The organism is Agrobacterium sp. MCAB5 (assembly GCF_052114365.1).
Classification (GTDB): domain Bacteria; phylum Pseudomonadota; class Alphaproteobacteria; order Rhizobiales; family Rhizobiaceae; genus Agrobacterium; species Agrobacterium tumefaciens.
Genome location: NZ_JBFREP010000017.1, coordinates 54,532 through 64,822, shown reverse-complemented (window position 1 = coordinate 64,822; position 10,291 = coordinate 54,532). Strand labels below are relative to the sequence as shown.

The window sequence follows — 10,291 nt, the reverse complement described above, 5'->3', positions numbered from 1 at the left end:
TTTCAATCCACTTCCCAATCAGATTCCTTCCCGCTTCCCCATATAAATAAATCCACCTCACTGTAAAAACCTATATAAAATCACATGGTTATAGCTGTCCAAAATTATCCGCGCACAAACAGACGAACTTTACCAATCAAATCCCCACTCTCCCCTTAATGCGGTTGGTTTACGCCTATTTATATGTTTCGCGTGCCAAAGTGAATAAATTATATGTTTTATCGACACTCTCCCGCCGTTGATCCGATCCTAACCAAACCACCAATTCACCCTCGCATAAGGGAAAATTCATTCCCAGCATCAAGTATAAATATACAAATATATGTATTAATAGCGATTAAGAAGGTATAATATTCCAGCCGCGCACCCTGCAGCGCGTGCTACCCTCATCGCAATCGAATGACAGGTAAATACGGATCGTTCAGCCTATCAAAAGTTGCACAAAATGATTGACTATCGCGGCCGCGTGAGGGAGCCTCTGCGCGAAAATACGGGGAACATAACAAATCATCATGTCGCCAGAACGCTTTAATGAATGCCTGCGGGTGATCCGCTGGACGCCAATCAATATTGCCTCTGCCTTGCAATGTGAACTCTCATGGATCGAAGCGCTGGAAGCCGGCAACGATGCAGTTCCCGATGGCCTCGCAACATGGCTGGAAACGCTTGCGCAAGCCCATGAAGCATTACCGCCGCCATCAACCTACAGAGAAAAACGGTCGACATTATGATGCGGCCAACAGCTGAAAACCTTCACCAACAACCGGATTACGCAATATGAAACATGCCATCGCAATTCTCGGTCTGATCACCGTATCCAGCCCGGCCTTCGCAGCATCGTGCGAGAAAAACTTCACCGTCTCAGGTGTGCCCATGGTCACGGCTGTCTCTTACAAATCCTTTCAGGAACTGCCGAAAGCCAAAGCACCCGCTGTCCTTCAAAAGCTCGCCCAGGCCGTCGCAGCAGAAGGTTTTTCAGGTATCCAGATCAACAAGGCACTGTCGTCAATCGATGCCCACCAGGAAACCAGCGGAAGTGGCAGGATTCAGACGCTGCGCGTTGTCGCCCGCCAGAAAGGCGCCGCTGTCCGGATCGATGCTGTTTTCAACATTCAGGCAGGACAGATCGCTGTAAGGGTCGGCTTGAAGACACCCCGGTCCAGCAGCACGAGCCCTCGTACATAGGAAACCAACCTGCCCATGTCCGCTGCTACTGAACTGGCGGCGGCAGAAGGATGTGCACGAGTGTGTTCCCAAAAAATCAGCCCTGCCACGGATCCCCAACGATAGCGCCGGTACCGTCGAAATCCCGCACGTTGCGCGTAACAACGGTCAGGTTGTGAACAAGCGCCGTCGACCATACGGTCGTTGACCGTCGCGAACTGCTAGCAAAAACTGATTTTTAGAGTGAGTTTCGTAGCGAAGGTTTCGTAAGAAGTTCGATCTCAGCAAGGCGGTTGATTGCGGGACAGTGTGTTCCAGTCTGGAGACGGCCCCAAGCTGGCGGTTAGTGCTTGCAGCGTTGCTTTCACGAATTCGTCCGGCCAGTTGAGACCAAGCTTAGCTGCTAACGCGTAAGCGCGTGGCATGAATTTTTGCGCAATATCGAAATGGGCCGCGGCGCTTTTCAATCGCTGGAATCTCAATAGAAAAACGATCAGTTTCCGGCTGCTTTGTCGTGATGGGAAAGAACAGAACCATGTCGCCGTCCGCACGGGCGAGCCTCACGCCAACAACAACGGGTCGACCCTTCCGACCTTCGGTTTCACCAAGCGAAGCCTCCCGGCTCCACCAGATAAGGGTAGCGGATTACGACTGCAGTCTCGATGTCATCGAAACCGCTCACCGAACCATTTCTTCCGTTTCCGCATAAGCCTCGACTGCCGCCTCAAACTCGTCCAACAAAGCGTCAGACATATTATCGATAGTGCCTACCGCGCGCAGATCAGACTGCCGCATCAAATGTTCATAATCCTCAATATTAAGAAGGACCAGACGAGGCTTGTTGCGCTGGGTGATCGTCACCGGATGGCGAAGTGCCTCGGCGATGATATCACCGGACCTCCTGGAAAGATCGCTCGTCGTGTAAGAATTACCTGAGCTTGCCATCGATCATACTCCCGTCTTGCGTCGCAACGATAGCAAAGCCCAAAAAGGAAATCCATAAAATACAGCAATGCTGTAAATGCTGCATTGATTATGCGCATTAATGACGCCACGGGACCACTAAAACTCCTGATCATTCCATTTTTTTGAGGTTTCGCATGCCTCAAGGGCGCAGCCCTTCCAGATTCAGATAAACCTTCATCTGCTGGATTGGCTTGAACTTCATTTGCGGCGCACACGCTGCCTGAGAGGACGATCAGCGAGGCGGCAGAATTCAGCTGCAGTCCGCACAGATTAATCAGCACCATGGCTGCCTTTTGCCTGTCCATGTCCGCGCAAGTCCCTCAGATACAAGGATATCGCCGATCGAACGGCCATCTTTCAAAAGTACCCTCAGCTTTCGCCCATACCTGTCCTCGTCGCGACCGGGCCCGGACTGCATGGTAAAAGCACCAGAATTGACCAGTTCCATCAGCCGTACAGTTGCACGCTCCCCAAGCGCTTTTTCAGAGGCGCACTGTGGTTTACCGATTTCTGGCGCATCGATATCGGCAATGCGAACCTTGACGCCACCAGTCCACAGCGTATCTCCATCGACAATGCAATTGACACGGACGCTCCCGCTGCATCTCCGGTAGGACGCGACCGGAGATGCCGTCGAAAGGATGTCTTGTCCCGCGTTTTGCGGGTCTCGCGAACGCGATGTTGTATCGCGCACTTTTGCTTCCAGATCCGGCTGAAAAGACGGTCTGTGATCGATTACGTAATAGAATATGCCTGCGCCTACGAGGAAACTCGCCAGCATGCCAAGCACAACGAGCATAACAAACGAACTGCCTGACCTCGATCGTGACGTCTGCCGCGATCTGAATTGCACAACTTTAGCCATTATACCCCATGCTCCGCTCATACCCAGGATAGCATCGACGAGTTAATGCCACCGACAACGGGATTGCTGCAATTTTAGGGAACCCAGCGGTCAGAAGTTAAACGCCACTGGGGGGCTTTCATGCATGATAACGAAGGAAGCCTGTCGGGAGACAGAATGATGTCGACAGCTATGCACCTAGGCGGCCGACATTGGCAAGTCAGGGCAGCAACTTCGCAGCGCCCAAGGGCCCGGAGCGCAGCAGCATGGTGTGCGACACCGGAAAGGCCGAGCGTCTTACTTCCCGGCCCATACCGTAGTCCACCGCGTCCCTGAACGTGCTGGTAATATACAAGGACCACCTTCGCGAATTCCACAACAGGTTGTATATCTCGTTTTCAAACCTTGTATTTGTCTAATATACGATTATTCACAGACATGTTTGGGGGCTTACATGACAACGTTTCCAGGCCACATCATCCTCGTTCCAGCAGTAGCATTGGTGATTGCTGTATTGCCGTTGCCCTACGGCTACTACACGCTGCTGCGCCTCGGCATCACGGCATTTGCGGCGTTCTTCGCTTACATCGAGTACGAGAAGCACGGCGCGTTCACGGGGTGGGTCTTCGGCTTCATTTGCGTGGGATTGCTGTTCAACCCGTTTATCCCCGTGCATTTGAGCCGGTCGTCGTGGTTCATCCCTGATCTACTCGGCGCTGGTGTATTTGCCGCTTACTGGAAATTTTCGACAACGAAACTCGGCGAGTAAGGGCGCGCGACCACGGTTTGACGTTTACCTCAGTCGTTGCGGTGCGTTGCCTGGAGGCCCACTCAGCCACGCTTGCAGATTAGTACAACCCCGCCGCGTTCGACTGCACGAGCCTCGAAGCTGGCCTTGCAATCTCCGCAGCCGGCAACAGGTGGCACGAAAGGAGCTAAGCGCTGCCTGCCGGGCTCCATCAGAATTTCATGTTCAGCAACTCAGGAAAATTATAGTACCGCAACCGCTTGTCACGGCAGCGATAGTCGTCCTTTGAGGAGTCAACGCCCAAATTCTTGTACACGGCTACGCCAATATACGACCAATCGGGATTAGAACGTTCCGCCGTTCGCGTGCAAAAAGCGAAAATCTGCTTTTGAGGATCGAGCACCACTACGCTCGAAATCTCGGCTTTCGTAAAATCACCGGCTTTGATAGTTCCGCGCATGGCGTCCAAATAGTCACGTTTAATCGGTCTGGACGGTGGACGTTGCGAATCCAAAACAGATTGCGGTGCCGGAGTCTGGCATCCAGCCAGTGTCATCACGGTGGCACAGAGAAGTAAAGCTGTCCTCATTCAATTCAATCCCCAAAAGTCAAAGCACAACACGCACAATGTACAGGCGGCGTTGTTCGTGAGACACAGCCTGCCGTCGTCGAAAAAAGCGGGTGAAGGCTTCCCAGCGTCCGTCCTTCTCAAGCTTGTCCCGGATAATTTCAATCATGCCCTGACCTCAAGATCAGGCTGACGCCCCAAAGGCATCACCGCGCCTTCCAGCGCCCGGAGAAAGGCATTCGCAGCCTTGTGCTTGTACACAGGCTTCAATGCAGTAAAATCCTTGCGTCGCAATCCGAAAAGGGCATCTTCCTCGATCCTCATACCAACCGTCAGCCATTCAAGCCCGCTCCACTCAACCTTGCGAAGCGCTACCAGATCCATAAGTGCCCGAAGAGGCTGGGCGACAAACGCGATCGAACCTTTGAGCGGGACACGGTCAACGCTCGTCATGAACCGGTATTCGTTGATCGCCAGAGGATGATAACTGAAGGTCCCAAACCCGGGCGTCGAAAAATCCTGGCTTTTGCGACCAGGTGAGACACAGGCGGTAACAAACACCGCCTCTGGAATCCATCCATGGAACGACAGTGCTGTTTCGAAAGATATATAGCTCCCCGGCACGAGGTTTTGGGCGACGGCAAACGGATGAACCGGGTCACGTCGATAGCGTCGCGCCAACACATAACAACCACGCTTCAAGCGGATGAGAGAGCCGTCTTTCAAAGCGCGGTTGACAAGGCCATAACGGCGCGCGCTACTGCCGCCCAGCAACTCGGCGAGTTGCCGGTCATTCAGAAACCGATCAGCCAATCCGGCTGCGGAAATCTGATCTACCAACGAAGACATAATTATCGATACTTCCATTTTATGAAAGTTTCACGAATTTCTATAATTTTGCGACGGGTGTCGGACCGCAAGGCAGCACGAAGCATGAAGCATGAATGTGTATCTCCGACAGGCGGCAATTTTAAACATGGAGAGCCTCCGGTTCGTACCACAATGCCTGAGCGATCCGGGGCAACGGGCCTATAAGCAGGATCTGGAAAGACTTTCGTACGATGCGAAAAACCAGGCATCAGCATCATGCGGCTGAGCACCGCATACTGAAGTAGCCTTGCGTGTTAGCCGAGCCGAATGCCAGCAAGAAGGACACATAGCTCCGCCTGTCGTTCGGTCCCGGTTTTACGCAGGATTGACCGAACGTGGGTACGAACCGTTTCATACTGAATTCCACAATGATCGGCGACGATTCTAAGATCTGCACCGTCAGCAAGAAGCGCCGCAATTTTACATTCGGACGGCGTCAGCCCAAACAGATGATGAAGCACGTCATATGAAATGAAACGTTTATCACTCACATCTTCGAACAGCACCATTGCGTACGACCTGGCGAAAACGTCGCGCACATTTGGCCCGGCCCTTTCGATCCGCGCAAGCAACGGCCTCTTCTCACCACGGGTCAACGTCACGACTTCGCCGTGAGCCAGATCATTCGATCGAATGACCTTGTTCAGCATCGTCTCAAAGACCACTGTCTCCCGTGACGACGCTGCCCTGATCTTTCCATGCGCTATTCTGACATCCCCGGTGAGAAGCGAATCCGCCTTCTGGTTAGCCGCTACCACATGACCACGATGGTCAAAGAAAACGCACGCAACATCTGCACGCTCAAACGCGGCCAGTCGTCCTCTCATGTCGCCAGCCGAAAACAGTGCCATGATCCGTGCGGACATCTGAAGGTGGGTTCTGAGATTAGCGAGGTGAACCCGGTCATCGTTCCCAAACCCGCCATCGCCGAGCCTGCGTTGCAGAACGAAAAACAGATCGTCCTCACCTGAGGAAAAATTGACGACTGCTGTATGCTGGAATCCATGCTTCGCCATGAATTTATAGTATTCGAGATTATCCAGATCACCTTTACGGACGAAATCCTCCTCGAGGACAACTCCATTACGCTTCATCAACGGTATGAATTTCGCCCGGTGGTCTCGCGTGTTCCAGCCGTCGTTGATATAGGCTTCCATGATCGAGGATAAACTCTCGGTGAAAAGAACACCTCCGACCGAGCCGGAGCTTGCCGGTGCCATGACATTGATGCCGCCGGCGCCAGTTGCCTCAGCAATCTGCTCCAGAAGCGAGGGCCAACGCGAGGGCTCCAGCGCCGCATCCTGGAAATGATTCAGCAGATTATGAAAAACCGCGATATCAACCGGCATTTTCCCCCTCACCCACCAAAGTATATTTGTATAGCCAGAATACAGCACCAGATCCAGAAGTTGTTTTCGTGCATACTTGAAAAGACACACTTGTCGAGCTGGAAGCCGCCCGTTTCTCATCAACCTCCCGAAGCCATCAACCTGGAGCATGTGGCACGCTCTAGGCGCAACGGGGCTTCTACGACGGTCCGGACCGATGTGCGCGCTCAATCCCCGGCAAGACACTCGTTGCATTTCTGAGCCGCCTTATCGTCACCTAACGACATCAGTCAGCGTCCTGCAGCAAACCCGAATCTGATCAGCCAGACATACCCCAATTGGGGTACGCAAACCTGGGGTAAGCTCGATATTAAATTTGCCGTGTAATCAAGCTGGAGCATTATCATTGCGGTACGTGTTGATGTGGGTCGGGCCTGACAGGCAAGAGCCTGTTGTCGAAACCGACGATATTTCACAGTGCGTACTGTGGATCAGCAGGCAAACAGGAAATAACGCCGAGTTTTCAGAGAACGATTATAACGTCATCGATCGTGATCTCGACGCAGACATTCCGCGCGCGACAAGTTTCCTGTAGCAAGAGGACGCTACTTCAGCAGCAGCGAAAATGCCATGAACCTCACAAAATACTTTTATAAACAATCTCAATTATCTGTATTTTAATAATAAAATACATATTTAAACAAACTGCGAGTTCACCCCCGCACATGGCTAGGAAGAAGACTGCTCCTCTCCATGGTCCCGATGTGTTCGCAATATAGCGCCCGAGCATGATGATCCGCCTTCCAAGCCATCAGTCTTCTCAGTCGGTTGACACACCGGCTACTGCTCCCGAAGCTGGCCGATCACATCCACGCGGTCGTACGTCCCGGTGGCGGGTACGACATCCAATTTTTCACCAGCCATATATTTATCCTTAGGCCTACCAAGTCTCACCGTCTGCATGCAGGTATGCGTAATGCCCTTTTGCTAGCGCTCGAAAACAATCGTGCCAAAACTGAAGGTCTGGTAGTGCGGCTCAAATAACGGTTCACTTCCGCGGCCCGAAACCTTGACTTGTTGATCCCATACTTTCTGAATCGTCGCGATGGAGTGGGGGGAAATTACTGAAGCGCCACGCTCGTAGGCCCATCACTAGAGCGCCGACGATAGCAAAGCAGCACACCATCAATACAGGCTACACAAACCTGAATGCGTCGAGCTTCTGATCGTTGTGCTGCCAATGTAGCATTGTGGCAAAAACTCGCGTCTCGTTAGCGGTTCGAACGTTGAAACAACAGGCGTCATGGCACGAAAGTTCGCCCGCTTACTGGCTATCGCTTTGGCACACCTGCATAGCGAAACATGATGTCATCGTAGAACTGCTTCCCAAACAGCACTTCGCGGTCAAAACATTTCGCACAGAGTTCCAAATCAGTGGTCGGATTATAGTCAAACTGCGTTTCATCGATCATGCATCTGCTCCTGAATTCGCCGGCACCGCTTTTGAACGCTGTGAGTAATTCGCTCAAGAATCCTCGTCGGATCGCTGGAGAGGGCGACGATATGTGGTGCCACCTCATCGCATGCGACGCTGACCAGTTTTGCAAGCTCCTCCACCCGTTTCAGTGTCGATGCGCCGCTCAATCCAATGTCATCAGCCAGTGCCTGCCAGTCGGCACGCCGCAGGTGAGGCGCATGGAACCGACCAGAAATCCCCTGCGGCAGGCTCTGGTCGACCTGGCGATAAACTGCAGCGCACATCAGGTCATAGAGTGGAGCCATCTTCGCGGACCCACCGGCACCAATCAGGATAGAGTAATTTTTGGCATGCGAATCCGAATTGCAGATCAGGACATTGAAGATCACCGCATCGAGAAGTTTCAAACGCTCGCCAGGCGAAACAAGATCGCTGACGGCATCAAACATCATCTTCATGGTCACACCGCCGCCGGTCGAGGACCGCTCGTATTTCTGCGAGGGGAAGCAACCCGTTAACTGGCAAAGATCCTCCTGATGCAGCCTGCGGATCTCGCCTTGAGCGTCGGTAAAGCGATCATAGCGTTTCACGAGAAGGTAACGTCGCTTGCCCGCTACTCCGATCGTCGCCTCGGCGGCATCCAGGCCGCAGGCACGCGCAAGCGACAGGCAAAAAGCTTCGTTCTCCACGCTTCCCGCAAGGCGTTTCGTATCCGGCTTGAGAATATGCGTGGATGGCGTCCCGTCGACCGGAACTGAAATACGGCCACTCCCATCACCAAACACCGGCAGCTTTTCCTGAACGCCCGCCAGGGACATAGAAACACCGCGCTCTCCGACCAGAAAGGGTTTGGCAGGAAGTTCATTGAGAATACGCTCCAGCGCCTGCTCGTCCGGCACGGGCTGCAGGTTGACGCCAGCTTTCCGCGGCTCCCCGATCGACAGTGCCCCCGCCGTGTCACGTCCGATATGAGCAAGTAGACCGACAATATCTTGCGGGGAAACCTTGAGGCGCTGACCGATCTCGGCAAGATGGGTTTCCGGAAGCAGATTGGCAAGCCAGGGAAGCAGCTTCGCTGCACCCACGGATCCGGAACGTAGCGGCATGGTAAGCGACACCGGAAAGGCCGGGCGGCGTGCTTCCCAGCCCGGATCATAGTCCAACCTCCATTCGCCTTCAAAAGTCAGATGGGCGACAGGCAAGGTCTCGTAGTAGATGGTTGTCATTGATCAGCACCAAACATCGGCAGAAAGCCGAGGTCATCGTCCGGCGCGACTTGCGCAGTCTGAACCGTCTTGAGATCGCCAAGATCGATCCCAACTGCGCGTGCGACGATCAGGGCTTTTTCGAGCTGGCAACTCGGCTTGCCCGATTCAAGCTCGACGATGAAGCGTTCCCCCGTTCCGGAACGGGCAGCAAGCCCGGTTTGCGTCCAGCCAAGTGCTTTGCGTCTCTCCTTGATAGCAGCGCCGAAATCACGCGCGGACCTGAACATCGTCAACCTCCATAGTTTGACTTACCGTACAGGAAGTTTTCCAAAGAATCAAGGAATCGCTTCCCGATCGGTAAGTCTTACGCTTGATCGCGCCAAATCATCCTGATCGGGAATCTCTGTGGGATCGCACCTGGCAGGAGCCAGGGTATTTGCCTCATCTCACGGGCCTATTGTTTCATCATCATTGCCCGATAAATTGATACACCGGCCATTACTATCGTATTAATGTTTTACATCCGAATCACTACTTAATTATATGATATATAACCATAAGTATCACGATGATAAACGGCATAATCCATTTCGCCGCGCGTTGGGCCCTGATGCACGGGCATCACGCCAACACCTTAAAACCGCAGCCCGAAGCCCACGCTGCCGGTTCTCTGTTGACGCCGCCTGGTCGACCCGGCAACCTCATAACATGACCCTGACCAACAGTTTCATTGCCGAACTCGTCCGCGACGCCAACAGGCTCGAGAACCTCGACGACTATCAGAAGCGCCGCATGCTTGAACGGGCAGTAACGACAATCCGCGACATGCGTGAAACGATCGGAATCCCCTCCGGTCCCGGTCGCGACAGTGTCGTCGACATCCACACCGTCGCCCTGTCCATCGAACACGGATGGCGCAGCGATGACGACGTGCGAAACGCCCTGCTGCAGGCAGCCGGCATGATCCGGGACCTGCATATCGTCCTCGACAGCAAAACCGGAATCAGCTTTTCCGAACCCGCCGGTTGACGCCATGTGTCATCTTCCCGCCGTCAATGGCACTTCGTACCGGCGAAATTCAGTTTATTGATTTTAGGTTTTCGTTAACCATACGCGAC

At 53.4% G+C, this 10,291-nt stretch carries 12 protein-coding genes and 2 pseudogenes; 4 read left to right on the top strand and 10 right to left on the bottom strand.

The features are described 5' to 3' along the window. The first annotated feature begins 512 nt into the window (after window positions 1-512). Window positions 513-731 (top strand): hypothetical protein, encoded by a 219-nt coding sequence (locus tag AB4Z23_RS25775; RefSeq protein WP_441360994.1) that lies wholly within the window; start codon window positions 513-515, stop codon window positions 729-731. A gap of 46 nt (window positions 732-777) precedes the next feature. Further along, entirely contained in the window at window positions 778-1,185 is a 408-nt protein-coding gene (locus tag AB4Z23_RS25770) for a hypothetical protein (protein WP_441360993.1), read from the top strand. 76 nt (window positions 1,186-1,261) lie between these two features. Here the strand turns inward: AB4Z23_RS25770 and AB4Z23_RS25765 are convergent. The 4 genes and pseudogenes from AB4Z23_RS25765 to AB4Z23_RS25750 all read right to left on the bottom strand — a co-directional run. After that, window positions 1,262-1,357, bottom strand: a pseudogene (locus AB4Z23_RS25765) (VapC toxin family PIN domain ribonuclease); the annotation flags it as partial. Between the two features lie 260 nt (window positions 1,358-1,617). Next, window positions 1,618-1,846, bottom strand: a pseudogene (locus AB4Z23_RS25760) (hypothetical protein); the annotation flags it as partial. Continuing rightward, on the bottom strand, window positions 1,843-2,109 hold the full coding sequence (locus AB4Z23_RS25755) for a type II toxin-antitoxin system prevent-host-death family antitoxin (protein WP_111810215.1): 267 nt from the start codon (window positions 2,107-2,109) through the stop codon (window positions 1,843-1,845). The pseudogene AB4Z23_RS25760 and the gene AB4Z23_RS25755, both read right to left, overlap by 4 nt. Window positions 2,110-2,404: 295 nt before the next feature. Beyond that, window positions 2,405-2,824, bottom strand: coding sequence for a thermonuclease family protein (locus AB4Z23_RS25750; RefSeq protein ID WP_441360992.1), 420 nt, complete (start codon window positions 2,822-2,824; stop codon window positions 2,405-2,407). A 604-nt stretch (window positions 2,825-3,428) separates the two neighbouring features. Here AB4Z23_RS25750 and AB4Z23_RS25745 point away from each other — a divergent pair. Beyond that, window positions 3,429-3,743 (top strand): DUF6804 family protein, encoded by a 315-nt coding sequence (locus AB4Z23_RS25745; RefSeq protein WP_441360991.1) that lies wholly within the window; start codon window positions 3,429-3,431, stop codon window positions 3,741-3,743. A gap of 190 nt (window positions 3,744-3,933) precedes the next feature. Here AB4Z23_RS25745 and AB4Z23_RS25740 read toward each other — a convergent pair whose 3' ends face one another. The 6 genes from AB4Z23_RS25740 to AB4Z23_RS25715 all read right to left on the bottom strand — a co-directional run bounded on the left by AB4Z23_RS25740 (window position 3,934) and on the right by AB4Z23_RS25715 (window position 9,460). Beyond that, entirely contained in the window at window positions 3,934-4,311 is a 378-nt protein-coding gene (locus tag AB4Z23_RS25740) for a hypothetical protein (protein ID WP_111810212.1), read from the bottom strand. Between the two features lie 144 nt (window positions 4,312-4,455). Next, window positions 4,456-5,157 carry a type IV toxin-antitoxin system AbiEi family antitoxin domain-containing protein gene (locus tag AB4Z23_RS25735; RefSeq protein ID WP_441360990.1) on the bottom strand — a complete coding sequence of 234 codons (702 nt, stop codon included), beginning with the start codon at window positions 5,155-5,157 and terminating at the stop codon, window positions 4,456-4,458. Window positions 5,158-5,414: 257 nt separating this feature from the next. Then, on the bottom strand, window positions 5,415-6,509 hold the full coding sequence (locus AB4Z23_RS25730) for a helix-turn-helix domain-containing protein (RefSeq protein ID WP_111810210.1): 1,095 nt from the start codon (window positions 6,507-6,509) through the stop codon (window positions 5,415-5,417). Window positions 6,510-7,819: 1,310 nt separating this feature from the next. Further along, window positions 7,820-7,960, bottom strand: a complete 141-nt coding sequence (locus AB4Z23_RS25725) for a hypothetical protein (RefSeq protein ID WP_158007505.1) — start codon at window positions 7,958-7,960, stop codon at window positions 7,820-7,822. Continuing rightward, window positions 7,950-9,191, bottom strand: coding sequence for a type II toxin-antitoxin system HipA family toxin (locus AB4Z23_RS25720; protein ID WP_111810209.1), 1,242 nt, complete (start codon window positions 9,189-9,191; stop codon window positions 7,950-7,952). Before AB4Z23_RS25720 ends, AB4Z23_RS25725 begins: the two co-directional genes overlap by 11 nt. Beyond that, complete coding sequence (locus tag AB4Z23_RS25715) at window positions 9,188-9,460, bottom strand: helix-turn-helix domain-containing protein (protein ID WP_035200508.1); 273 nt, start codon at window positions 9,458-9,460, stop codon at window positions 9,188-9,190. Before AB4Z23_RS25715 ends, AB4Z23_RS25720 begins: the two co-directional genes overlap by 4 nt. Before the next feature lie 421 nt (window positions 9,461-9,881). Between AB4Z23_RS25715 and AB4Z23_RS25710 the strand changes: the two genes are divergently transcribed. Continuing rightward, the gene (locus AB4Z23_RS25710; RefSeq protein WP_013762464.1) at window positions 9,882-10,202 is read left to right on the top strand and encodes a hypothetical protein; all 321 of its coding nucleotides are present in this window, start codon (window positions 9,882-9,884) and stop codon (window positions 10,200-10,202) included. Window positions 10,203-10,291: the final 89 nt, after the last annotated feature.

What these genes read in the sequence shown, in the direction of transcription:
- AB4Z23_RS25755 (WP_111810215.1), bottom strand. Translation starts at nt 2,109, where the DNA reads ATGGCAAGCTCAGGTAATTCTTACACGACGAGCGATCTTTCCAGGAGG.
- AB4Z23_RS25740 (WP_111810212.1), bottom strand. Translation starts at nt 4,311, where the DNA reads ATGAGGACAGCTTTACTTCTCTGTGCCACCGTGATGACACTGGCTGGA.
- AB4Z23_RS25770 (WP_441360993.1), top strand. Translation starts at nt 778, where the DNA reads ATGAAACATGCCATCGCAATTCTCGGTCTGATCACCGTATCCAGCCCG.
- AB4Z23_RS25745 (WP_441360991.1), top strand. Translation starts at nt 3,429, where the DNA reads ATGACAACGTTTCCAGGCCACATCATCCTCGTTCCAGCAGTAGCATTG.
- AB4Z23_RS25730 (WP_111810210.1), bottom strand. Translation starts at nt 6,509, where the DNA reads ATGCCGGTTGATATCGCGGTTTTTCATAATCTGCTGAATCATTTCCAG.
- AB4Z23_RS25715 (WP_035200508.1), bottom strand. Translation starts at nt 9,460, where the DNA reads ATGTTCAGGTCCGCGCGTGATTTCGGCGCTGCTATCAAGGAGAGACGC.
- AB4Z23_RS25725 (WP_158007505.1), bottom strand. Translation starts at nt 7,960, where the DNA reads ATGATCGATGAAACGCAGTTTGACTATAATCCGACCACTGATTTGGAA.
- AB4Z23_RS25720 (WP_111810209.1), bottom strand. Translation starts at nt 9,191, where the DNA reads ATGACAACCATCTACTACGAGACCTTGCCTGTCGCCCATCTGACTTTT.
- AB4Z23_RS25775 (WP_441360994.1), top strand. Translation starts at nt 513, where the DNA reads ATGTCGCCAGAACGCTTTAATGAATGCCTGCGGGTGATCCGCTGGACG.
- AB4Z23_RS25710 (WP_013762464.1), top strand. Translation starts at nt 9,882, where the DNA reads ATGACCCTGACCAACAGTTTCATTGCCGAACTCGTCCGCGACGCCAAC.
- AB4Z23_RS25735 (WP_441360990.1), bottom strand. Translation starts at nt 5,157, where the DNA reads ATGGAAGTATCGATAATTATGTCTTCGTTGGTAGATCAGATTTCCGCA.